This is a genomic window from Schaalia turicensis ACS-279-V-Col4 (genome assembly GCF_000296505.1).
In the GTDB taxonomy this organism is placed as follows: domain Bacteria; phylum Actinomycetota; class Actinomycetes; order Actinomycetales; family Actinomycetaceae; genus Pauljensenia; species Pauljensenia turicensis_A.
The window spans coordinates 533,087-556,632 of record NZ_JH815208.1 but is presented as its reverse complement, the minus strand read 5'-3'; the positions used below and the strand labels follow the sequence as shown (position 1 = coordinate 556,632).

General features: G+C 57.8%; 16 protein-coding genes, 2 tRNA genes, 1 other RNA gene and 1 pseudogene. 8 read left to right on the top strand and 12 right to left on the bottom strand.

Annotation, left to right across the window (positions count from 1 at the left end; genetic code table 11):
* The 5 genes from HMPREF9241_RS09380 to HMPREF9241_RS02395 all read right to left on the bottom strand — a co-directional run.
* On the bottom strand, positions 1-2,066 hold a 2,066-nt coding region (locus HMPREF9241_RS09380; protein ID WP_006680691.1), incomplete at its 3' end, for a Rib/alpha-like domain-containing protein.
* Between the two features lie 307 nt (positions 2,067-2,373).
* Positions 2,374-2,446: transfer RNA gene (locus tag HMPREF9241_RS02405), tRNA-Arg, on the bottom strand.
* Between the two features lie 342 nt (positions 2,447-2,788).
* Positions 2,789-2,884: signal recognition particle sRNA small type (gene ffs / locus HMPREF9241_RS08985), an RNA gene on the bottom strand.
* An 80-nt stretch (positions 2,885-2,964) separates the two neighbouring features.
* A tRNA-Ser gene (locus tag HMPREF9241_RS02400) sits at positions 2,965-3,049 on the bottom strand.
* Between the two features lie 87 nt (positions 3,050-3,136).
* On the bottom strand, positions 3,137-3,871 hold the full coding sequence (locus HMPREF9241_RS02395) for a glutamine amidotransferase-related protein (protein WP_006680690.1): 735 nt from the start codon (positions 3,869-3,871) through the stop codon (positions 3,137-3,139).
* A gap of 254 nt (positions 3,872-4,125) precedes the next feature.
* Here HMPREF9241_RS02395 and HMPREF9241_RS02390 point away from each other — a divergent pair, with 254 nt between their 5' ends.
* From HMPREF9241_RS02390 to HMPREF9241_RS02370, 6 genes and pseudogenes are all read left to right on the top strand, one after another.
* The gene (locus HMPREF9241_RS02390) at positions 4,126-5,523 is read left to right on the top strand and encodes a uracil-xanthine permease family protein (RefSeq protein WP_006680689.1); all 1,398 of its coding nucleotides are present in this window, start codon (positions 4,126-4,128) and stop codon (positions 5,521-5,523) included.
* A gap of 294 nt (positions 5,524-5,817) precedes the next feature.
* Complete coding sequence (locus HMPREF9241_RS02385) at positions 5,818-6,639, top strand: ABC transporter ATP-binding protein (protein ID WP_006680688.1); 822 nt, start codon at positions 5,818-5,820, stop codon at positions 6,637-6,639.
* A complete protein-coding gene (locus tag HMPREF9241_RS02380; protein WP_006680687.1) occupies positions 6,636-7,328 on the top strand; it encodes an ABC transporter permease in 693 nt (230 codons plus the stop codon). Before HMPREF9241_RS02385 ends, HMPREF9241_RS02380 begins: the two co-directional genes overlap by 4 nt.
* Positions 7,301-7,927: pseudogene (locus HMPREF9241_RS08980) on the top strand (ABC transporter permease); the annotation flags it as partial. The gene HMPREF9241_RS02380 and the pseudogene HMPREF9241_RS08980, both read left to right, overlap by 28 nt.
* 171 nt (positions 7,928-8,098) lie before the next feature.
* Positions 8,099-8,974, top strand: coding sequence for an ABC transporter substrate-binding protein (locus HMPREF9241_RS02375; RefSeq protein WP_040318470.1), 876 nt, complete (start codon positions 8,099-8,101; stop codon positions 8,972-8,974).
* A gap of 316 nt (positions 8,975-9,290) precedes the next feature.
* Positions 9,291-10,055 carry an HNH endonuclease family protein gene (locus HMPREF9241_RS02370; protein WP_006680685.1) on the top strand — a complete coding sequence of 255 codons (765 nt, stop codon included), beginning with the start codon at positions 9,291-9,293 and terminating at the stop codon, positions 10,053-10,055.
* 117 nt (positions 10,056-10,172) lie between these two features.
* On the opposite strand, the gene HMPREF9241_RS02365 is transcribed toward HMPREF9241_RS02370, so the two are convergent.
* From HMPREF9241_RS02365 to HMPREF9241_RS02350, 4 genes are all read right to left on the bottom strand, one after another.
* Positions 10,173-12,116, bottom strand: coding sequence for a dipeptide ABC transporter ATP-binding protein (locus HMPREF9241_RS02365; protein ID WP_424133812.1), 1,944 nt, complete (start codon positions 12,114-12,116; stop codon positions 10,173-10,175).
* Positions 12,113-13,081: an ABC transporter permease gene (locus tag HMPREF9241_RS02360; RefSeq protein ID WP_006680683.1), complete on the bottom strand. Its 969-nt coding sequence runs from the start codon at positions 13,079-13,081 to the stop codon at positions 12,113-12,115. The genes HMPREF9241_RS02365 and HMPREF9241_RS02360 overlap by 4 nt, the downstream gene beginning before the upstream one ends.
* Complete coding sequence (locus HMPREF9241_RS02355; RefSeq protein WP_006680682.1) at positions 13,074-14,000, bottom strand: ABC transporter permease; 927 nt, start codon at positions 13,998-14,000, stop codon at positions 13,074-13,076. The genes HMPREF9241_RS02360 and HMPREF9241_RS02355 overlap by 8 nt, the downstream gene beginning before the upstream one ends.
* A gap of 345 nt (positions 14,001-14,345) precedes the next feature.
* The gene (locus HMPREF9241_RS02350; protein WP_006680681.1) at positions 14,346-15,962 is read right to left on the bottom strand and encodes a peptide ABC transporter substrate-binding protein; all 1,617 of its coding nucleotides are present in this window, start codon (positions 15,960-15,962) and stop codon (positions 14,346-14,348) included.
* Positions 15,963-16,224: 262 nt separating this feature from the next.
* Here HMPREF9241_RS02350 and HMPREF9241_RS02345 point away from each other — a divergent pair, with 262 nt between their 5' ends.
* Positions 16,225-17,340, top strand: a complete 1,116-nt coding sequence (locus HMPREF9241_RS02345) for a carbohydrate kinase family protein (RefSeq protein WP_006680680.1) — start codon at positions 16,225-16,227, stop codon at positions 17,338-17,340.
* 232 nt (positions 17,341-17,572) lie between these two features.
* Positions 17,573-19,756: a choline BCCT transporter BetT gene (gene betT, locus HMPREF9241_RS02340; RefSeq protein ID WP_040318356.1), complete on the top strand. Its 2,184-nt coding sequence runs from the start codon at positions 17,573-17,575 to the stop codon at positions 19,754-19,756.
* A 95-nt stretch (positions 19,757-19,851) separates the two neighbouring features.
* Here betT and HMPREF9241_RS02335 read toward each other — a convergent pair whose 3' ends face one another.
* From HMPREF9241_RS02335 to HMPREF9241_RS02325, 3 genes are all read right to left on the bottom strand, one after another.
* On the bottom strand, positions 19,852-21,393 hold the full coding sequence (locus HMPREF9241_RS02335; RefSeq protein ID WP_006680678.1) for an amino acid permease: 1,542 nt from the start codon (positions 21,391-21,393) through the stop codon (positions 19,852-19,854).
* Positions 21,390-22,202 (bottom strand): trimeric intracellular cation channel family protein, encoded by an 813-nt coding sequence (locus HMPREF9241_RS02330; RefSeq protein ID WP_006680677.1) that lies wholly within the window; start codon positions 22,200-22,202, stop codon positions 21,390-21,392. Before HMPREF9241_RS02330 ends, HMPREF9241_RS02335 begins: the two co-directional genes overlap by 4 nt.
* 159 nt (positions 22,203-22,361) lie before the next feature.
* Positions 22,362-23,498, bottom strand: a complete 1,137-nt coding sequence (locus HMPREF9241_RS02325) for a VIT1/CCC1 transporter family protein (protein ID WP_006680676.1) — start codon at positions 23,496-23,498, stop codon at positions 22,362-22,364.
* Positions 23,499-23,546 lie beyond the last annotated feature (48 nt).

Sequence of the window (23,546 nt, the reverse complement as noted above, 5' to 3'; positions counted from 1 at the left end):
CCATTCTTCGGATCCTTAGCCAGGATCACATCCGTACCCGGATCACCAGAACCATCACCCCAAGCCGGGCAACCACTATTAGAAGACGGGCCAGCAATCTTCGGACACTTATCAGAAGCATCCGGAGTACCATCACCATCAGAATCCGACTCTTTGACGGTAACCGGCGCCAGAATCACCCTCTGGAGGGCGTCTTTCCCTTTTCCGTATGTCAACTTGACCGGAATCAGGTAGCTACCTGGGTTCACCTTGCCAGTCGTCGGATTCAGAGCAATGGTGCCATCAGAGTTAACCTTCGCCCAGGCCTGAGGACCAACTGCAACCTTGGTCTGATCCACGCCCTCAAGCAGGGAGGCAGGAACATCACTGGCAGCAGCAGCGGCATAAGTCGTATCAGCAGGAGGCGTAGTGCCGTTCTCCTTGTTAGTCGGTGCCGCTACCGTGGCTGTCTTATCCAAATCGATGGTCGTTGCTTGATATTCAGGCGTAACCTTGGCAGCGAAAATGTCTTTCGCCATCGCCCGGTCACGTTGATTCTCAGCGTAGATGGACGCTGTATAAAGCTCATCTTTGTCAAGATCAGCCGGAACAGTGAAGTCACAGGACTTCACAACTCCGAGGTTAGACGCCTGGGTTTTACAAGTCTTTACCTCATTACCGTCACCATCAGTCCAAACAATGTCATAGGTGTTATTTGGAACGAAACCGGTAGCCTTGGTAGGAGCGGTATCGCCTGGTTTTGCCGGATTTGTGGTCTGGTCATAGGTTTCAATATGGAAATCACGTCCCTCTATCCGGAGGGCGAAGTTCACGTTTTCGACGTTTGATATCGCACCAGTAGATGCATTTGGACCCCAGTTCAAACCGTTTTGGTACATGTTGTCACGGAAGTTGTTAAGCGAGCCGCCAACACCATTCGGAAGTTCAGGAGCGACATACATATATTCTGTGTTTACGTGGCGACTGCGCAGGTTCGCCTTAGCCCAAGAAGCATTTGCATCCTCGGGAACCAATTCTCCCCAGGTACCGGCATTCATAATTCCTTTGGCACTGTAGCTATTTCCCCACAGCCCCTGGAACTGCAGATGATATTTACCCTCTGCATCGGTGGTGTCGTAAACGGTTTCAGCAATCGCGGATTTACCGGTTTCAGCCTCATAGGCTTTCATAATCTCACGTTGCGCTGCCTTGAACTCGTCACGCTTGTAGTTTTTATGGCCTTTTTTCCATTGGTCAAAGCGGCGGGCTACTTCATCTTGAACATAAGCGCCAACTACCCTAACCCCTGGAATTTTCACTTCACCGAAGCCAGCATTAAAAGTTGGAACGGCTTCAGAACTTCCTACACTTTCCCGCTCTTCATACCAGACTTGACCGGTAACGTCGCCACCGCCCCCTTTTCGACTGCTCTGCTTCCAGGTGTTTTCAGCCGGGAACATCTGATTAAACTGGGGGCGCTCTTGGAAAGCGATATTGTAGTTTTCAGCAAGATTAGCCCCAACCACTCCATTCCAAGTACCCCGATAGCGATCCCCCTGACCGCCAAAGGTGGAATCGCCTTCGACAAAGGCAAGCGTATATTTGCTGGAATCTGGATTATCTGTCCAAATCCGCAGGGTCTGACCCAACGTAGCCTCCCATTTGTGAACCGTGCCAAATGCATCTGTCCAATCTGGTAGCTGGATAACGTAGGTACCGTCAGGCCGAGCCTGGGTATAGTAGACCGGCGACAAGGCGCCTTTTTGCCTTCGATTCTTGTAATCAGTCCATTGTGCGTAGACCTTAACTCCGGCAAGCCCTACGTCGCCATCGGAAGCGCCCTGTTTATCATCTGGCTCCATATACGAGCGGCTACCGCTGCGATCGAAATAGACCCTCCCGCTGACACTCTTTTTTTCCCCCAGGGCGTTGCCAGGGGAATAAATCGGGACATCCGCGTGAGCGGTACTGACCGTAAAAACAGGCAAAAGTGCAATTACCAGCGCCACAGCCGCTAAAATCGCACCAAATGTTTTCTGGAATCTAAGCGACCAGCTGGCTACCTTCGAAGTGCTAACCTTTGCCATTACTCCCCCGTAACTCAGGTTTATGCGGAAAGAAGCGACTCAACCAGCCTTTATTCAGCGGTTAGGACGCCCCCATATTAAGAAAATATCCAGAGTCCTTAACTGAAGCCTCTAGATACTACTAGGAGACACATTTTACCACCCCGACGCGCCCGGCAAAAGACACACATTTGGGTATTAGCCCCAAAAAGCCCATTCAGTAGAAATAGAAAATCCGATCAGCTCAACGTAAAATCGTTGGAACTGAGCGGATTGTCACTAGAAATGCAGAACCCCCGCCGGTGGATCGCACCGAGGGGGGCCGCTGCGCGCTCGAAGGGACTCGAACCCCCAACCTTCTGATCCGTAGTCAGATGCTCTATCCATTGAGCTACGAGCGCATCGCCGTTTGGCTGGAAACAACTTTACGCGCGAGGTCCCGCAATGACAAACTCACAGATGGGGCTTGCATCACATCAATAGTCCATTGCGGGCTAATTCAAGCCATTTATTCCTATTTTAGTCTCCCTGTGAATGACCGAAACCACATAAAGAAGGAGCCTCGTACCACCATCGCGCGCGCTTTTCGCGTACGGAAAACGGGGTACGAGGCACCCTCTCAACGCGTAGTCGGCGCGATCTGAGTCAGATACGTCGAGCAGGATCACACGAGCGATGCTGCGAAGGAGCGTTCGTCATGTTTTCCTTCCCATTCCGCGCCTGTGCGGAATATAAGCGGAAAACAAAAGGACCCTCCGCGCACCCGGCAGCGCACCCTTATCCTTGCTGCCTTCCGGCCCTGGGGAGGTTCAGATGATACCGTCACACGGAGGATCGCTCCCCAGTTTACACATGCCACCACACAAAGGCGATTCGGAAAAACAAAAGTCCCGCCACCCAAAGGATGACGGGACAACCGCGGAGGATGGGGGATTCGAACCCCCGAGGGCTTGCACCCAACACGCTTTCCAAGCGTGCGCCATAGGCCACTAGGCGAATCCTCCAGCATGCACATCAGTGCGCTTGCTTATCTTAGGCTGAAACGGTCTAAAAATGCTAACTCAGCACATCGAACACCCTAATGGGATAGGTCACGCACCAAAAAGGCGAACGAAATTGCGAACCAGCTTGCCCGCCTGATGGTCACACGCCCCTAGGCGCCCGGCAAGCATCAGCGATTCCACATCATCGGTGCCCGGATAACCCGCATCTTCATAGCGTTCAAGGGCAGCACGAATCGCATCGGAATCGATTTCCGGATTGAACTGCGTCGCGTAGAAGTTGTCTGAAAACCGCATGACTTCAGCGGGACAGGTCAGCGATTTCGCCAACAAGACCGCATCTTCGGGGAGCTCTTCAACGGCTTCTGTGTGGTTCACATAGGTGTAGAACGTGCGGGAAACCCCTTCCAAGATCGGATCATCCGCATGCTCGGCAACCATATAAATCTCGGTGATCTGCGCGGGCTCAGCCCACCTGGTCGTCACCTGACCACCCATCAGAACAGCCGCAACTTCCGTTCCATACCCGGTTGTAAAACAGGGAACGTGAGCGGTCGTCACATCGTGAAGAAGGTGGAACAGTTCAGCTTCAGCGCGCTTCTGCGTCGCCGACTTGTGGACGTCGGACGTTGTCGTCCCATAGGGAGATCCGCCAACGATGATGCCGGAATAGGCCTCAACATCAATGTCAGGAAGACCGAGCATGTCGAGTCTGACCTGTTCAAGCTCGGTTTCTGCTAGGCCGGTCGTTCGCTGAAACGAACGGTATTCCGCTTCAACTTCAACGTCTTCGGGACGTGTCGACACCAGCAAGAGAGGTTTCATACGTCAAGGATAGGTAAAGACTTGGAAATGGTCTAACAATTCTCAGAATGAAGACTGCCGATCCGCAAGGAGCCTCGTCACCACACCGCAGATGAAAATACGCAGTCCCAACCTTGCACCAAATTGTATTTTCGCGCCTATCCGGTCACAGAACGGACGCCAAACTACCGGCGCAATATCACTGCGGGCTAATCTGGTGTTCTGACCGGTGAAACGGCCCTGCCCATCAACTGATCAGATCGGAGAGCTCTTCCATGAGCGATAATTCCCGTGGCTTCTTCCGCTGGACCCTGCACGGTGACGGCACTTCCATTGCCCCCGGCGAGGTTGTCTCCCCCAGCGAGCGACTCACGTGGCCTCGAACAATCGGCATCGGCATTCAGCATGTTGTTGCAATGTTCGGCGCAACCTTCCTCGTTCCACTGCTGACCGGCTTCGACCCGTCAACAACTCTCTTCTTCACCGGCTTCGGAACCCTGCTGTTCCTGCTCATCACAGCCGGACGCCTTCCCTCATACCTCGGCTCGTCCTTCGCGCTGATCGCACCGATCGGCGCGGTGACCGGCTACGTTGCCGGCGGTGGCCAGACCATCGACGACCATCTTGCTTCCCTGGCACAGGGTGGCATCATCATGGCCGGTGGCTCGCTCTTCATCATCGGCCTGATCGTTCATTTCGCGGGTGCTGCTTGGATCGACAAGCTGATGCCCCCGGTGGTGACCGGCGCAATCGTCTCCCTGATCGGCTTCAACCTTGCGCCTAGCGCATGGAACAACGTGAAGACCGCCCCGCTGACCGCAACCGTCACGATCGTTTCGATCCTGCTGATCACGGTCCTATTCAAGGGCATCATCGGTCGCCTCGCGATCCTCATCGGTGTTCTGATTGGCTACGCAACCGCCTGCATCCGTGACGAGGTCGACTTCTCCGCCATCGCAAACGCCGACTGGGTTGGCGCCCCGGCGTTCCGCGCCCCGGCCTTCGACCTGTCGCTGATAGGCCTGTTCGTCCCGGTTGTCCTGGTCCTCATGGCTGAGAACATCGGTCACGTGAAGTCCGTGTCCGCAATGACCGGCGAGAACCTGGATGATGTCACCGGTCGCGCACTCTTCGCCGACGGCCTGTCCACGATGATCGCAGGCTTCGGTGGTGGCTCCGGTACGACGACTTACGCCGAGAACATTGGCGTTATGGCCGCAACCCGCGTCTACTCGACCGCCGCTTACGTGGTCGCAGCTTTCACCGCTCTCGCCCTGTCGATGCTGCCGAAGTTCGGCCAGATCATCGCAACGATCCCAGCCGGTGTCCTCGGTGGAGCGGCAACGATCCTCTACGGCATGATCGGCATGCTCGGTGTTCGTATCTGGGTTCAGAACCGCGTTGATTTCTCCGATCCGGTTAACCTGAACACCGCTGCGGTCGCCATGGTTGTCGCCATCGCCGACTACACGCTGATTGCTGGCAAGATGACCTTCTCCGGTATTGCGCTCGGCTCCGTTGCAGCGATTGTCATCTACCACCTCATGCGCTGGATCTCGAAGGCCCGTGGTACGAACCTCGAACAGGTTTCGCCCGCATCGGTTCCCGCTGGCACGGAACTCGAGTCCGAACCCTACGCGAAGCGTCGGAAGGCACCTTCAACTGAAGCGTGATTGACGCGAAGTCGGCTCAGTCCGACTACGGCCTCGGTGCACGTCCAGTAAGCACCAATTGACGAGGCCAGTTACAGAGCGAATAGCCGGTGACTGCCCCCTGCGGGGCACTCACCGGCTATTTTCATGCAATTCCCACAGTGAAGATGCGCAAGGTCACTAAAACTCGCTGACATTGGTTGAATATCTTAGGAAGCCTTGGCGTTCATACCGGTAGACCCTTGAATGGTGTCCAGGGTCAGTAATGTCCTGCGCACCTCCTCTTCCATGTCTTCGTCGAAAGGAGACATCTCGGTGATTACTTTCGACCACATCTCGCACGTGTTCCCGAACGGGACGACGGCGTTGGATGACGTTTCTCTGCACGTTGAGCCTCATACGACGACGGTCCTGCTGGGCACGTCTGGGTCGGGCAAGACGACGCTGATGCGGATGGTGAATCGGATGCTCTCCCCCACATCTGGGCGCGTGGTTGTGCGCGGGCAGGATGTTGCGGATGTTGACCCGGTGAAGTTGCGTCGCTCGATCGGATACGTGCTCCAGGATGCTGGACTTTTCCCACATCGCAGCATTGTTGACAACATTGCGACGGTTCCGCGTCTTGAGGGTGCCTCGCGTAGAGAATCGGCGAAACGCGCGCTAGAGCTGATGGACCTGGTTGGTTTGGATCGAGGCCTCGCGAAACGCTATCCGGCGCAGCTGTCAGGTGGCCAGCGTCAGCGCGTGGGTGTTGCTCGCGCGCTCGCAAACGAAGCGGACATTCTGCTGATGGACGAACCTTTCGGCGCACTGGACCCGCTGGTTCGCGCCGACCTGCAACGGGAGCTCCGCGACCTGCGTGACCGCGTGGGCACGACCATCCTGTTCGTTACGCACGACTTAGATGAGGCGTTCATGCTCGGCGACCAGATCGCTGTTCTGCAGACCGGTGGCGTCCTAGCGCAGGTGGGCACGTCCGAGAACCTCGTGACGAACCCCGCGAACGACTTTGTCGCGTCCTTCGTCGGGTCGTCCGGCCAGCGCCGTCTGAGTATGAAGTCCACGCCCGCAGGCACACTCGTTTCTGACCCGGATGGCCGTCCGCTCGGCCTGTTGCCGGAAGGCGAACTCCGATGAGTTGGCTGTCGCAAAACTACTTACTACTCTGGGAGCTTACTGTCGCGCACCTACGCATCGCGATACCAGCAATTCTGGCCGCGGTCATCATTTCAATCCCGGTCGGTTGGGCTTCGACGCGTTCGAAGCGCTGGGGTAGCCCACTATTGACCGCACTGTCGTTGCTGTATGCGATTCCCTCACTGCCAATGCTTGTTGTGATCCCCGTGATCGTAGGAATTGCGCTCCGGAGCAAGCTGAACATCATCATCGTTCTTGCGCTCTACGGGATCGCGGTGCTGATCCGTCAGGTCGCGAATGCGTTTACCTCTCTGCCAGCTTCGGTTCTCGAGTCTGCGGACGCCGCTGGCATGAGCTCATGGCGTAAGTTCATCGGAGTCGAACTCCCACTAGCCTTGCCCGTCATCATCGCGGGCGTACGCGTGGTCGTTGTGTCGACGGTGTCGCTGGTGACCGTAGGTGCGTTCATCGGGATTCGCTCGCTGGGCACGCTGTTCACCGACGGATTCCAGCGAGGTCTGGTGTCCGAGGTATGCGCCGGCTTGGTTGCAACCGTTCTGGTCGCGCTTGTTTTGGATGCGCTGACCATCGCCGTGGGCGCCCTGCTCACCCCATGGACGAGGCCGGGATCCGCGCCTCATCGCTCCCCTGTTTCTAACCCATGTTTGAAGGCGGAGGTGGCCGCATGAGCTTGCTCATGGATGCATTGACATGGCTGTTTGCTGGTGGCCATTGGACGGGGTCCACGGGGATCCTCATTCGTATTGTTCAACATCTTGGCGTGACTGTCGGCGTTGTCACCATTGCCGGTCTGATTGCGCTGCCAATTGGTATTTACATCGGGCACACCGGCCGTTTTGTCACGCTAATGAGCGCGACGTTCGGGGTGGCGCGAGCGATCCCGACGCTGGGTGTTCTGACTTTAATCGGCTTGTGGCTGGGTATTGGCTTGTCAGCACCATTCTTAGCGGTTCTGATTTTGGCGGTTCCTCCGATGCTGTCAGCAACGTATTCCGGTATCGGGTCAGCCTCTCCGACAACGGTGGATGCTGCTCGAGCTATCGGCCTGACCGAAATGCAAGTCGTACGCGAAGTTGAACTGCCCGCCGCGCTTCCCTTGATTATTGGTGGCTTGCGCTCGACGACCCTGCAGGTTGTCGCCACTGCAACGCTCGCGGCGTACACCGCGGACGCTGGGCTGGGTCGTTTCCTCTACACAGGTCTGAAAACCCGCGATTACGGGCAGATGATTGGTGGCGCGATCCTGGTTGTCGCCCTCGCATTGATTCTGGACGCCCTGTGGGTGCGAGCATCACGCAACCCGCGCCTGAATGGCGAAGGCACTGAGAACGCTGAGCGGCCTCGTCGATTCTTTGGACGACGCACAACGAAGAACGAAAGCAATGCGCGCGTCGCGACTCGCTCGGCGGTAAAACGCAAGCGCAAAGCTGTCACCGCAATGCTCGGCGCCACTGCTCTGACGACCAGCGCGTGTGCGACCGCAGCAACCTTCGACCCGAGCTCACAATCGAACGGGCGCGAGACGATCATCGTCGGATCGCAGGACTATTACTCGAACGAAATCATCGCCGAAACCTACGCCATCGCCCTCGAGGAGGCCGGATTCGCGGTCACTCGTGAACTGCGCATCGGCCAGCGTGAGGTCTACATGCCAGAAATTCAGGCGGGCGCGATCGACGTGTTCCCCGAATACACGGGTTCACTGTTGCAGTACTTGGATGCCGATGCGACGCAGACCAGCGCAGACGAGGTGTACGAGGCTCTGAGCGCCACTCTGCCGGACGGACTGCGCGTGCTGAACGCCACGCCTGCTGCCGACCAGGATTCGTACGTGGTGACGACCGAGTTCGCGAACGAACACTCGCTGACGACGATCGGCGACCTCGCATCCGTGGGATCGGTAAAGATCGGCGGCAATTCGGAGTTGGCGACGCGCCCCTACGGTCCGGCTGGACTGAAGTCCATGTACGGCGTGACCGCGACGTTCACGCCGATCGAGGACTCGGGTGGCGCGCTCACGCTGAAGGCTCTGCGTGACGGCGACGTGCAACTGGTCGACATCTATTCGGCTGACCCGTCGCTGGCGGGTTCAGATCTGACAGTCTTGGAGGACCCGAAGGGGTTATTCCTGGCCTCCCACGTGGTGCCGATCGTCTCCCCGCGAATCGACGAGGCCGCGACTGCCGTGATCAATCGCGTGTCCGCGACCCTTGAGAGCGCGGATCTGGTGGAGATGAACCGTCAATCGACCGAAGATGGCGCGCCGGCGGCTACCATTGCTCGCTCATGGTTGGAGCGCAAAGGGCTGATTTAAAGCAAAATTTCGGCCTTGAGCGCGTTGTGCAATTTGGTTTCTACATGGTAGGGATCACACTTATTAACGCATGATCGTGCGCTGATCAACGGTTGCACGTACCTCCTTATGGATGACACCGGAATTGCCGGCTCGAAGAAATCTTCAAGTCGTCTTCACCGTAGACGCCTGCTTGTGGATAACCTCCCTTTGTCCTCAGCGTGCGTCACACTAGTAAGGACCACATACTCTTCTTTAGTCGCCGACGATGCTTGCTGGACTTGCACCTCGCCTCGCCAATGCGACTGAGATCAGCCCGCAGAAAGGAGCGCAGCACGTGGGAAAACGACGTACTTCGTCACGCGGTCGTGGCAGGGTTCATGGAAGAGCCCTCCGCATCGGTGACATCGCGGTCGCGTTGATCATCATCTGTATCGGGTCGTATTGTGTTTTTCCCTCGTTCCGTTTTATGCTCGGCCGCCTGTGGAACGATGTTGGCTTCCTCGTCCCCCACTCAGTTTCCGTCGATGATCTGCCTCCCAGCGAAGCTGCGAGGCAACTGAAAGCACTCACCGTTCTCGATCATGATGACGCACCCGACTACGATCGCGACCAGTTCGGGCACGCCTGGGCGGACGAGGACCATAACGGGTGCGATACTCGGAACGACGTGCTCGCGCGCGATCTCACGAACGTGACGTATAAGCCGAAGACACGTGACTGCATTGTCCTAACGGGAACCTTGGACGACCCGTATACAGGTTCCACGATCAACTTCCAGCGCGGACAGGAGACATCCGCTCTCGTACAGATTGACCACGTTGTCGCGTTAGGAAACGCATGGAGGTCGGGCGCGTGGCAGTGGGACGACACCCAGCGTCAACGCTTCGGGAACGACCAGAACAATTTGTTAGCCGTCGACGGTCAAACGAATAAAGACAAGGGTGCAGCATCCGCCGACAAGTGGCTACCCCCAAACACTGACTTCCGGTGCGCCTACGTCACGAAGCAGATCAACGTGAAATACACGTGGGGGCTCACCATTACCTCTGCTGAGCAATCAAAGATGGCAAGCGTTCTAGCAGGCTGTAAGGCCTCATAGCTACCGCGATCAGGGTCGTCGATATAACAAGGCGGGCGGAGCGACCCTTGTCGCTCCGCCCGGCCTCGTCAACTATTCACTGGGTTCGTGCGCACCCAGGCGCACGATCGGCGAGCCTCAGAGGTTCAACTGAATCTGACGTCCAGGAACGGCCTCGATCAGCTCGCGCGTGTAATCCTGCACCGGATTATTGAACAGCGCGTCCGTCGAATTCTGCTCCACCAGCTTGCCCTTTTCCATAACGACCACGTCGTCAGCGATCTGACGAACAACCGCCAAGTCGTGGGTGATGAACAGGTAGGACAGACCTAGCTGAGCCTGAAGATCATTCAGCAAGTACAGGATCTGGTTCTGAACCAGAACGTCCAGAGCCGAAACTGCCTCGTCAAGAACGATGACCTCGGGGTTCAGGGCAAGCGCGCGAGCCACGGCCACACGCTGACGCTGACCACCGGACAGCTCGTTCGGGTAACGGCGCATCGCGGAACGTGGCAGAGCAACCATGTCCAGAAGCTCAGACACGCGCTCGATACGCAGATGCTTCGGATTGAATTCCTTCTTCTCCGCGGCAGTCAAAGAACGTCCAGCGTTCTTTGCTTCCATCAGAGCCGAAATCCACTTTTCAGGCTCGCGACCGGTCGCCATCGCACGAGCAAACTCCTGCTCGGCGTACGCCATCGTGCCGTAGCCGTGGACGCGGAGCGGTTCTTCGATGATACGGAAGATCGAGAACATCGGATCCAGCGAACCGTACGGGTTCTGGAATACTGCCTGCAGGCGACGACGCAGAGCAAAGAGCTCCTTGTCGCTCATCTCGGACGTGTCCTTGCCGTCGAAGAAAACCCTGCCGGACGTCGGCGACAGCAGGTGCAACACCATGTTCGCTGCGGTCGACTTACCGGAACCGGACTCGCCCACAACCGCCAGGGTCGTACCGCGACGCAAACCGAAGGTCACGTCATCAACGGCGATCAGCTTCTTAGCCTCACCCTTCGATCCACGGATATCGAACTCACGGGTCAGGTGCTCAACGCGAACGATTTCCTCGGTCGACGTTGCGCCCTTACCTGCGCCCGTCAGCTCTTCCTCCGTCACAGAAATACCGTGAGCGTGAGCGGACTCAATACGAGCCGACGCCAGCGACGGAGCAGCCGAAACAAGACGCTTCGTGTACGGGTGCTGCGGGTGTTGCAGGATCTCCAACGCGGGGCCGGATTCAACGATGCGACCACGGTGCATAACCACCAGCTGTTCGGCACGCTCAGCAGCAAGGCCAAGGTCGTGCGTAATGAACAGAACAGCGGTGCCCAGTTCGCGGGTCAGCGAACCAAGGTGATCGAGGATGCGACGCTGAACGGTCACGTCCAGAGCGGACGTCGGTTCGTCAGCGATCAGCAACTTCGGACGAGCCGCCATTCCAATAGCGATCAGCACGCGCTGACGCATACCGCCGGAGAACTCGTGCGGGTACTGCTTGGCGCGACGCTCTGCGTCCGGCAAGCCGGCCTCTTCAAGAAGCTGAGCCACGCGCTCACCAGTCTGGGACTTCGGAACAACGTTATTGGCGACAAGAGCTTCCTTGACCTGCGTACCAACGCGCAGAACAGGGTTCAGGTTCGACATCGGATCCTGGGGAACCAGGCCGATACCGGAGCCTCGCAAACGAACCCATTCCTTCGTGGTGAGGTTCGTGATCTCTTCACCGTCGAATTCGATGGAACCGCCGGTGACCTTACCGGTGCCCGGGAGCAGGCCGATGACCGCAGCAGCAGTCGTCGACTTACCGGAACCGGACTCGCCCACGATAGCGACCGTCTGGCCGGGGTAGATGGTCAGGTTTGCGCCACGAACAGCCGGAACGATACCGGTCGACGTGGTGAAGGTGACCTCAAGGTCAGTGATCTTCAGAAGCGGGTTGGCGTCCTCAGGGTGAACCTCTTCGGGAGCAGCCGATTCGCTAACGGTCTGAGAAGCATCAGCCTTGCCTTCGCCGAGCACCATCGTGTTGATAGCCTCTTCGATGGCGTCCTCGTTCGGAGTAGTCATATTCTCTTCGCTCACTTGCGTGCCTTCGGGTCGAGGGCGTCACGGACCGCATCACCCATCATGATGAAGCTGAGGACGGTCATCGCGAGAGCCAAAGCCGGGTAGAAAAGAACCATTGGGTTCGTACGCAACGACGCCTGTGCGGCCGAAATATCGGCGCCCCACGAAACGACCGTTGACGGAAGACCGATACCCATGAAGGACAGGGACGCTTCGGAAACGATGAACGTACCCAGAGCAACCGTCGCGTACACAATGATCGGAGCCATCGAGTTCGGGATGATGTGGCTCATGAGAATGCGAGCCTTTGATGCGCCGGTGGCGCGGGCAGCGGTGACAAACTCTTCGTTCTTCGCCGACATCACGGCACCACGAGTAATACGCGCGATCTGAGTCCAGCCGAAAAGGGACAGAACCAAGATAACCATCCAGATGTTTCGGTTTTCCTTGAACATCTGCATGAAGACGATTGCTGCCAGGAGCAACGGGATTGCGAAAAAGATATCGGTAATACGCGAGAGCAGAGCATCGAACCAGCCACCGAAGTAGCCGGCAATCGCGCCGATCACCCCACCGATGATGACGACGAAGATGGTCGTCAGAACACCAACGGAAACGGATGCGCGGGCACCGAAGACGATGCGAGCGTAGATGTCACAACCCTGACGGTTAAAACCGAAGGGGTGGCCGTCGGACGGACCCTTCAGCGAGTTCGAAAGCTCGCAGAAACGCGGGTCCTGGCTGGTGAACACGTTCGGGAATGCTGCGATCGCGATCGCGATCACGATGATGGTCAGAGCCACCCAGAAGAGCGGGCGCTTGCGTAGGGACTTCCATGCCTCGCCCCAGAGCGATGAAGGCGCGCGATCGTCGGCAACGGCGTCAACTGCACCAAGACCGGTTTCGTCGATATCGGAAACGAAGTGGCGTTGACCGGTTCGGGTGCGTTCGATGTTTGCGGAGGGAATGTAATCACTCATAGCGGATCCTCGGGTCGAGCACGGCGTACAGCAAGTCAACAACAAGGTTGGCGAAGATGTACACGAGCACCAGAACGGTAGTCACGGAAACGACGGTGGCGGGTTCGCCCTTGACGATGGCCTGCCAGAGCGTGCCACCAACACCGGAGATATTGAAGATGCCTTCCGTGATGATCGCGCCCCCCATGAGGGCGCCAAGGTCGCCACCAAGGAACGTTGCAACCGGGATCAGCGAGTTGCGCAGGATGTGGCGGGTCATAACCGTGCCACCCTTCAGGCCCTTCGCGCGAGCGGTGCGGACGTAGTCAGCAGACACGTTCTCAGAAACAGACTGGCGAGTCAGGCGAATCACGTATGCCAGCGAGACGCCACCAAGCACGATTGCCGGCATGGTCAACGACTGAAGGCTGACGTGCGCACCGACTGTAGTCGGGAATACTCCTAGTTTCACACCGAGGACGAACTGCAGGACGAAGCCGAGGACGAAGGTCGGGACGGAAATCAGCAGAAGCGAGAAGACAAGAATGGTGGAGTCGAAGATGCCACCGCGGCGAACACCGGCAACGACGCCGGCAAGAATACCGAGGATTGCTTCAATCGCCATGGCGTACAGTGCAAGCTTCACCGTAATCGGGAAGGCACGCGCCATCACTGCGGTTACCGGCTGTCCGGAGAATGTCGTACCGAAATCAAGCGTGAACACGCCCTTGAGGTAAAGCAGGTACTGCATCCAGAACGGCTTATCGAGGTTGTACTTCGCAGCAATTTCAGCGTACGCAGCTTCAGAAAGCCCTCGGTCGCCGCCAAGGGCTGCGACGGGGTCACCAGGCATGAGGTACACCATCGCGAAGATCAGGAACGTGGCTCCGAAGAAAACCGGGATGGTCTGAAGGAGTCGACGTCCGATGTAACGCAACATGGACAGTCCTTTGAGATGTGGTTAGGAACTAGAGTCTTCGCCGCCTTGCTTATGAAAACTAGCAAGCAAGCGGGCACAGCCCACCTGTGGCAAAGACGCACTTACGCCATCATAGGGTAAAAACTCGGCAAACGGGAGTTTGATTAACTCGTCACCCACTAAATGGACAGTAAGAAAAAGAACAGAATTATTATCAATGATTCACCAGGCCCCGCCCAAACTCACGGTAAGAGAGCGCGGTGACGAGGCCTTGCAAACGCAATGGTGGCAGGTAGGAAAGCTCCCACCCGCCACCATTGGCACGTCCTCTAGGCGTAGTCAGTGATGACTAGCGCCTGGCCAGACTCACTCAGCCTTGGTGATCTCGTTGTAGATCGGCACGGACTTCCAGTTGAACACGACCTTGTCGACGTTCTCGGACCAGCCGCCCACGACGTTGGCGTACCACAGCGGGATGACCGGGAGGTCCTTGAAGAGGATCTCCTGCGCCTGGTCGAGGATCTTGTTGGATTCCTCGGTGGAGGTCGCGGAGGAGGCCTTCTTCAGGAGGGCGTCGAAGTCGGCCGAGGAGTACTCGGTGTCGTTCGAGCCGGCGCCGGTGCCGTAGAGCGGTGCAAGGAAGTTGTACTTGCCCGGGTAGTCAGCCTGCCAGCCGGTACGGAAGGCGGAGGTGATGGTGTGGTTGGTGACCTCAGTACGCAGGGACTTGAAGTCCGGGTACGGGGCGCCAACGGCGTCGATTCCGAGCGTGTTCTTGATGGAGTTGGTGACTGCGTCAACCCATGCCTGGTGGCCACCATCAGAGTTGTAAGCGATCGAGAAGGTGCCGGACCACGGGGAAATGGCGTCTGCCTTTGCCCAGAGTTCCTTGGCCTTGTCAGCGTTGTAGGTCAGGACCTCAGAGCCGGGGACCGAGTCGTTGTAGCCATCGACGACCGGGGAGGTGAAGTCCTTGGTCGGGGTACGGGTACCCGAGAAGATGGTGTCGGTGATGGTGTCGCGGTCGATCGCGTAGGAGATTGCCTGGCGACGCAGGTTGCCTTCTTCACCGGAGAAGTGTTCCAGGGCGAACGGAATTGCGAAGGACTGGAAGATTGCTGCCGGCTGATTCACGGCGCGACCGGAGAGGTCTGCTTCGTAGGTGGCGAATGCCGAGTCCGGAAGTGCGTCGAGGACGTCAAGGTTGCCGGAGAGCAGATCCTGGTATGCGGCATCGAGCGAGGAGTAGAAGATAACGTCCACGCCACCGTTCTTGGCAACGTTGTCACCCTTGTACTCAGGATTCGGGATCAGGTGGATCTGAGCGTTGTGCTCCCAGCCGCCTTCGGCGACCATGTAGGGGCCGTTACCAATGGGCTGCTCGCCACCGGTTTCCATGTCTTCCAGGGTCGAGTCCGGAAGCGGGAAGTATGCGGTGTAGCCGAGGCGCTGCGAGAAGTCAGCTGCCGGGGCCTTAAGGGTGATGGTGAAGGTGTAGTCGTCAACGACTTCGAGGCCGGTCAGATCGCCGGCACCTTCATCATCGGAGCCAGCGATCGGCTCGTAGAAGTAGGAGGAGAGCATCGCTTCGGATGCGCCCTTCTTCCATGCATCAACGAAGTTGTGCGCTTTGACCTCGGAGCCGTCGGAGAACTTCTGTCCTTCCTTCAGCTTGACGGTCCACACGGTCGAATCTTCGTTCGGCTCGATGGATTCGGCCATGTCCATATGGGTTGCGCCGGATGCATCGTAGTAAACGAGGCCCGCGAAGATGGCATCGAGGATCTTGCCGCCACCGGTTTCGTTGGTGTTTGCCGGGATCAGCGGGTTCTGCGGCTCGGAGCCGTTGGTCGAAATGATGCCGGTCGACGAGCCCGCAGCTACGCCGGAAGCGCTTGAGTTAGCGTCGCCACCGCCAGAGCAGGCCGCGAGACCGAGGGCAAAAACGGCCGGAACTGCCAGCCATGTCCTCTTGAGGTTCATGAAAGACTCCTCCAAATTGATGGGTTAGACCCGTAACGTCCAGTCGCGGGTTACGGTTGCGAGCCTAACCCGCCACGCCGTGAAAGTCTTTCCCAGACCATAAAGTGGACATTGCTATTTGGTCACAAATGGTCACGTTTTGGTAAAGACTTGTCTATATAGACATTACTTAAGGCTCTATTCACGGCCGAAAATACCGCTTCGGACTAGGATTACATCAGCATTGACCATCGTCTCTACATGCATGCAAGGACCACTCATTATGACGTCACCTTTAAATACTGCGCCACGCGTCTGCGTTGCCGGTCCTCTTGTTTTAGCGCTGGTCATGGGCCCTTTGGAGCACGAACCTCGCCTTGGTGAAGAACAGATCGCGCCGGCATCTTCCTTCTCCCCCGGCGGCTCAGCGAATCGCGCTGTTGCCCTTGCTCGCCTTGGTCTAAACACTCAGTTCTTGTGCTCAATCGGTATCGACGAGGCCGGGGCCATTGTTCGTTCGATGCTCACAACAAGCCGGGTTGATTTGAGCCATGCGCTCCGTGTGCCTCATCAGGCGATCACGGTTTCTCTTGGTTTTGACGGGGATCGCGCACTCACCACATCTGGAGATCTGACGGTTCCATCGCTTTCGACCCTTCGCCAAGCTCCTCACGCGCTTGTGGCAGAGCTCCATGTACTTGGAGCTAACAGTGAGACCGTGGAAAAGTGGCGCTCGAATCCGGTTCCCCCCATCACCATGCTTGAAGCTCCGCCCGCAGCACCGATTCCTCCAACGTGGGTTCTCTCGGAGTGCCGTTGGGATTCAACTGGTCAGTGGAAGAGCTCCGACCTTGACGCTTTGGATAACGTTGATGTCTTCACGCTGAACGAGCGCGAAGCAATGAATTACACGCATAAAGAAAATGCGCGTCAGGCCGCTCGCCAATTGGCATGGCATGTTCCGGGTGTCATCGTGACGCAGGGAGCACAGGGCGCAACAGCCATTATTGAAGGCGAAGAGTTCTCGCTTCCAGCAGCCCCGGCGAAGACGATTGATACGACGTCGGCGGGACACGCGTTCTCCGCGGCTCTTGTGTGGGCGCGAATGCAGGGACTTTCCCCCGAGGCGGCCGTGTCGATGGCTCTACTTGCATCTGCTCGATCAACGGAAACAATGGGGTCCTTCGCGGATGCACCGACGTTGGATGGTTTGAAGAAGTGGACCGAGTCCTGCGATGTGCCAGACGGATACGATCTTGCATTCATGGACTTTGACGACGTCACGCTTGAAGAAGAAACCACTCAGCGACCTGACCCCGCAGAACCTGACACGGATCTTCGTGACGATTCTGGTTTCGAGTTGGCAAAGGGAATCGCGGATATTCTCGCTCAGGAATGATGAATGGCCAAGGTTTGCCCCGTATCACCCCATCGCAACTAAAAGTGTGGGTTATTTAACATGAACAGGTTCCGACGCCCATGATCTAGCGGGAGAACTGCGCATATAAATGAGGGATTTCAGCCAAAAAAGTTGCAGGTATAGGGAATCGTTGAAACGCTGAACAAAAGCGCGCGCCTTTTTACGTGCATTTCACGGGCGCGTGTGTCCCATCGTCGACCGAAAGCACTCTATGAGTTCGCCTGACATATCAGCGAAAACAGAATCATCCTCATGTGACGCAGCGCCAATTGTGCCGCTTGAAACCTCGGATCTGACCGGAGACGTTCAGGGAGTGGAACCTTCGCTGAATGTCACGGTATTCGGCATTTCGGCCGTGGCCATTCTTGCTGTTTCTTTGGCGTCGATTTTTGCCCCCGACACGGTGCAGTCTCTTTTTGACGCGACGGTGACGTGGACCAGTGAGTGGTTCGGCTGGTTCTACATTCTCTTGATCACTGCGGCGATCGTTTTTGTCATCGTTCTTGCCCTCACCCGTTTCGGCAACATCAAGTTGGGTCCGGATAACTCGACGCCAGACTTTTCAACGTTCTCGTGGGCAGCGATGCTGTTCGCCGCGGGTATCGGCACGTCAATCATGTTCTACGCGATCGCCGAACCGGTTGGACAGTACATTGCTCCCCCAACAGGCGAAGGTGAAACGATTGAAGCTGCTCGACAGGCCGTGACGTGGACACTGTTCCACTACGGCATTTCCGGCTGGGCTCTCTATGGTCTTGTTGGCATTGCCCTTGGCTACTTCGCGTACCGCAAGCACGATCGTCTGACCGTTCGATCCACTCTCCGCCCGCTTCTAGGAGATAAGGTCGACGGTATTTTCGGTGACATCATCGATATGTTCGCCCTTGTTGGTGGCGTGTTCGGCATCGCAGCCAGCCTTGGTATTGGTGTTGTCCAGCTGAACGTTGGCCTGACGATCATCTTCGGGATCCCGCAGGGCCTTGTTGCGCAGATCGGCCTCGTTTCCCTTTCTGTCATCATGGCGACAGTCTCCGCTGTCAGCGGAGTCGACAAGGGCGTTCGAATGCTCTCGTCGATCAATGTCTTCCTGGCGATGTTCCTTGCCCTCTGGGTGTTGATCACCGGAAACACGACGCTCCTTCTGGATGCGCTGGTCGCGAACGTGGGTGACTTTGTCACGCAGTTCCCCGTCCTCACTTTGGAGACATTCCCCTACCAGCGCCCCGATGAGTGGATGAACGCGTGGACCCTGTTCTTCTGGGCATGGTGGATTACGTGGGCCGCATTCGTTGGCATGTTCTTGGCCCGCATTTCGCGCGGTCGCACGATCCGTCAGTTCGTTATCGGCACGCTGACCCTGCCCTTCACCTACGTTCTGGTGTGGGTGTCCATCTTCGGCAACAGCGCCATCGACCTGATTCGTTCGGGTAACGTAGCGTTCACGAAGATCGCGTACGCCACCCCCGAAGGTGGTCTCTACGCCCTGTTGGACGCGCTCCCGCTTGGCAAAATCCTGATTGCGATTGCTCTGTTCGTCGGCGTTCTTTTCTATGTGACCAGCTCCGACTCCGGCGCACTGGTCATGGCGAACCTGTCGATGCGGAACCTGCCTGACCGTCAGGATGGCGTCGCCTGGCTTCGAGTCTTCTGGGCGACGTTGACCGGCGCTCTGACGATCACCATGCTTTTGGCGGGTGGTATTTCAATCCTTCAGCAAGCAACGATCGTCATGGCTTTGCCATTCTCCTTCGTTCTTATCCTGATCGCAGCCGCCCTCTGGAAGGCGTTGCGTTCGGAGGCCTCGAAGGCAACTGCGCGCACCCGCACCATCACATCCGGCCTGATTTCGATGAGTGGCACGGCAGCCGGTCGCGTCCGACTGTCATGGCAGGACCGCTTGAGTCGCACGTTCGATGCCGTCAGCCCGACGCGCGCCAAGCGAGCACTCGACAACCGTGTTGTGCCTGCCCTTGAAGCGGTTGGCACGCGCCTGCAGGAAGAAGGGCTTGTTTCTGAAATCGTGATCGAAGGCCCCGAAGCTCACGATCCCGACGACGATCGTCGCTTCCTCGGTCGAGCTTCTCTTGTTGTGAGTGCGACGCCTGAGGTCATGGAACAGCTGATTGCGCGCCTGCTTGATGTCCCGATTTCGGGAGCAACGATCGACGCTGAGTCCTTTAGATACGTGGTGCGCATGGTTGTCATGCCGGTTCCTACGTTTGGTGTCACACTCTCGGATGAGGATGACACGACTGTCCGTCTTGAAGTTCGCCCGCACGGTGGCGGTCAAGGCTACGACATCATGGACTGGACGGCAGATCAGGTGGCTCACGACGTGCTCGACCATTTCGAGCGTTGGGTCGAATATCTGGGTGCCACGTCCACCATCGAGTAATCGGATTGTTGCGAGGTACGAGGCCCCCTCGACATATTGAGGCTCCACCACTTTTCAGTGGAGGAGCCTCAATCTCTCTGACCAGCGTGTATCGACTACTTCGCAGAACGCTGTGCCATAGCTTCACGAATGAAGTAGATCGCGATGATGATCAACGTCAGGACGCTCATTGCGATCAGCTGCTGGCGGGCCTCGGGGTTCCATGCCATCAGGCCGGCAACCAACACCAGCGACGCGATAACGAGGCGAGGTAGCCAGGGCCAGCCCGGTGAACGCAGGGCAATTGATCCTTCAGCTTCAAGCTTGGGGTGTAGGCGAATTTGAGCGACCAAGATGAAAACCCAGATCAGTAGCAGAACCATGCCGACAGAGTTCAGCAGAATTCCAAGGAGCGATGCGGGGAGCAACCAGTTCAACGCCACCGACACCAGGGCGAAGAAGATAGAGACCGAGACAGCTCGACGAGGAGTGCGTCCTTCAGCAATGTCACCGCTCGCCCCTTCGGTGGCTACGCGGTCCTGAAGCGACTCCGCTTCCTCATCGGCCACAAGGGTAGCCGAGGTGGTCGATGAAGCGTGGCCAGCCTCGTTCATCTTCGACGAAGACACACCGCGGCCAAGCAGCCACTTCATGCCCATGCCACGCGCGGACAGCGAGTAGGCGATGCGGCTCGAGGCGTAGAGATTCGCGGAGAAGGCGGACACGAGGGCGACGAAAACGACCGCTTCCATGATCACACCGACCGCGGGAATACCTGCCATGTTCAACACCGCGGCAAACGGGCTGGTCGACATTTCTTTCGAATCCCAGCGCAACAAGCAGATCAACAGGATAACCGAACCGACGTAGAAGATCAGGATTCGGCTGATCACCGAACGAATTGCGGCGGAGATTGCGGCCTTCGCGTTCTCGGCTTCGCCGGCAGCGATCGTCACGATCTCAATACCGCCGAACGACGTGATAATCGCAAGAAGCGCGACCGCGATACCCGCCAGACCCGTCGGCGCAAAACCGCCATGTCCCAGAATCGTCTGACCGATTGGCTCGGTGCGACCGGGAACGATTCCCGTCACCAAACCGATACCGATCAGCAGGAAGACAATGATTGCCAGGACTTTGATGCCGGCAAGCCACGCTTCAACTTCACCGAAGTCGCGCGCGGCCATCAGATTCACGCCACCCAGCACAACAACGATTGCCAGAGCCACAACCCACTGCGGAACCGATGGGAACCAGCTGACGAAAATCGCTGCCGCACCCGTAATTTCGAGACCCAGCACCATCACCAGCATCGCCCAGTACAACCAGCCGGACGTGAAACCTGCCCAGCGGCCGATACCTACCTCGGCATAGGTGGAGAAGGAACCGGTCGACGGCAGGGAGCTTGCCAACTCCGACAGCGCGAACATCACCGACACGGCAATCAATGCCGCAAGAACGTAAGACACCAGGACGGCCGGGCCCGCTTCCGAGACCGCGACGCCGGTGCCGAGGAAAAAACCGGCGCCGATCGCGCTGCCCAACGCCATCATCGACAGGTGGCGCGTTTTGAATGTCTTACGAGGCCCCGATACGGGCATCGTTGCTTCGCCGCCCGTGTTAGGGGCGGTCGTTGCCGGTGAGCTCATGGTTTTCATGCGCCTTTCGTTGAATCAGAGCTGGGAGTGTTCCCTGAAGAATCTGAAGATCCCGTCGACTGTTCGTGAGTTTCATTCGCCTTTTGAGCCTGTTCCTCAAGAACTGCCGTTGCTAGAGCTTTCTTTGCTGCCGGTGACATCAGGCGTCGCAACTGTGACGACGTGACCGTCAGCGTCCAGTCCCCCGCTTGGGGAAGCTGCCACTGACGCCAGTGGGATAAAACAGTGAAGCCCATGCCGACAATCGTTGCGGCGAGCATTCCGATGATCGGCAGATCGTACTTCCAGAAAATCACCGTAATCACAGCGGACGCGAACGCCGGCGTCGCGTACAGGTTGTTCCCGCCAAAAACTTGGGGGACGTTTCCGGCTGAAATATCACGGATTGCACCGCCACCAACTGCGGTGATGATGCCCAGCATGATCGCGGGAAGAACGTCAAACCCCGCGTCGAGAGTCTTCAACGCGCCGGTTGCTGCCCAACATCCAAGCACAGTTCCATCGGCGACCAGCAGGGCAGCACGCCACGGACGTGAGTCCAGCTTCCAGAGCATCGCGATCGCTGCACCCAGCAGTGCCGTCCCCAAATAAAAGGGGTCAGTTAAAGCAACCGGAGGCCCCACCTGGAGCAGAACGTCGCGGAGCATGCCACCCGCGAGCGCCGACATAATCGCGAGGACCGCAAAACCGACGGCATCAAAGCGCTTCATGCGCGCCAGTCGACCACCGATGATGCCATTCAGCAGCACGCCAATCAGGTCGATGGCGCGAAACAGGTCCGGTAACGCATGGTTGAGGGTTTCAAGCACACGGACATTGTGGACTATCTTGGCTTTCCGTGGCGCGCGTGTTCACCAGACGACGCATGCTGAGGCGCATTGTGAGACGCGGACGGATACGGATCTGTTGGTTGGGGGTCCGCTGCGGAAGGCGTCTGGTTTCCTGCGGGGCATCGTCTATTGCGCGTACTAGGCGATCGCGGTGCCGAATGCTAGGCCCAGCAGGTAGGTGATAATCGCAGCACCGTAGCCGATTGCCAGCTGGCGAATCGCGCGAGGGGCGGGCGATTGACCAGAGAGGATACCGACGACTCCGCCGGTGCAGAGCAGGGTGACACCGACGATCGCGGCGGCGATGGCGATTGCTGTCAGACCGGAGAGAGCGAAGAGGTAGGGAATCAGGGGGAAGAAAGCGCCGATCGCGAAGAAGAAGAAGGACGAGGCCGCTGCCTGCCACGGTGTACCAACCTGTTCGGTGGCGCCAGCGTGAGCTGGTAGCCCGCCTTCGAGTGCGGCACGCACCGCGATGACACCGGACTCTGAGCCGGCGGGGCGGGCGACCTGGGTGAATACCTTTATGGCGTGAGCACGCGCTTCTTCGGGACTTTCGCCACGAGCACGGAACACGAGTTCCAGTTCGTTCGCGTCAACGTCGAGGTCCGGGACAGCTTGGTGTGCTTCGGGATCGGGGATCGATGCATCGAGCAGTTCACGTTGGCTGGTGACGGAGACCCATTCACCGGCTGCCATGGAGAGCGCGCCGGCCAGCAGACCAGCAAGGCCGGTCGCGAGGACGAGGTGCGGTTCCATTCCGGTTGCGGCCACACCCAGCACCAGGGCAAGGTTCGAAACCAAGCCGTCGTTTGCTCCGAAGACTGCGGCGCGGAAAGTTCCGGCCAGAGTTTCACGGGAGCGAGCAGTGAGCCCACGGATCACTTCGCCGTGAATGTGCTCGTCAGCGGCCATTTGAGCCGTCGCATCATCGTCGGCGTCGTAAGTGGTGCGCTGTTCGGCACGCTGGGCCATAGCCAGAATAAAAATGGTGCCGAACATGTGCGCAAGCCACGCGCCAAGGCGAGTGCGAAGGCGCGGACGAGGCGCTGGAAGCGCTTTATCTCCTAGCAGGGACAGCCAGTATTCCTCGTGTCTGCGTTCAGCTTCGGCAAGCTTGAGAAGAACCTCGCGTTCAGAGCCGGTACGGCGTTCTGCGAGGGAGCGATAGGTGCGCGCTTCCATGCGTTCGTCAGCAAGGTGGCGACGCCAGCGCTTGATCTGTGCTTTCGAAACGTTCTTCGGAGGCTGCGGGGTGGGATACGCGTTAGTCATTCAATGACTCCGTAACGTTCTTTCACTATTCGTTCAAGAAGGGGAGAA

Bases quoted from the DNA above. Each gene is read 5' to 3' on its own strand.
- HMPREF9241_RS02355 (WP_006680682.1), bottom strand. From the start codon at position 14,000: ATGTTGCGTTACATCGGACGTCGACTCCTTCAGACCATCCCGGTTTTC.
- betT (WP_040318356.1), top strand. From the start codon at position 17,573: ATGAGTTCGCCTGACATATCAGCGAAAACAGAATCATCCTCATGTGAC.
- HMPREF9241_RS02325 (WP_006680676.1), bottom strand. From the start codon at position 23,498: ATGACTAACGCGTATCCCACCCCGCAGCCTCCGAAGAACGTTTCGAAA.
- HMPREF9241_RS02350 (WP_006680681.1), bottom strand. From the start codon at position 15,962: ATGAACCTCAAGAGGACATGGCTGGCAGTTCCGGCCGTTTTTGCCCTC.
- HMPREF9241_RS02360 (WP_006680683.1), bottom strand. From the start codon at position 13,081: ATGAGTGATTACATTCCCTCCGCAAACATCGAACGCACCCGAACCGGT.
- HMPREF9241_RS02390 (WP_006680689.1), top strand. From the start codon at position 4,126: ATGAGCGATAATTCCCGTGGCTTCTTCCGCTGGACCCTGCACGGTGAC.
- HMPREF9241_RS02345 (WP_006680680.1), top strand. From the start codon at position 16,225: ATGACGTCACCTTTAAATACTGCGCCACGCGTCTGCGTTGCCGGTCCT.
- HMPREF9241_RS02380 (WP_006680687.1), top strand. From the start codon at position 6,636: ATGAGTTGGCTGTCGCAAAACTACTTACTACTCTGGGAGCTTACTGTC.
- HMPREF9241_RS02395 (WP_006680690.1), bottom strand. From the start codon at position 3,871: ATGAAACCTCTCTTGCTGGTGTCGACACGTCCCGAAGACGTTGAAGTT.
- HMPREF9241_RS02375 (WP_040318470.1), top strand. From the start codon at position 8,099: ATGCTCGGCGCCACTGCTCTGACGACCAGCGCGTGTGCGACCGCAGCA.
- HMPREF9241_RS02335 (WP_006680678.1), bottom strand. From the start codon at position 21,393: ATGAAAACCATGAGCTCACCGGCAACGACCGCCCCTAACACGGGCGGC.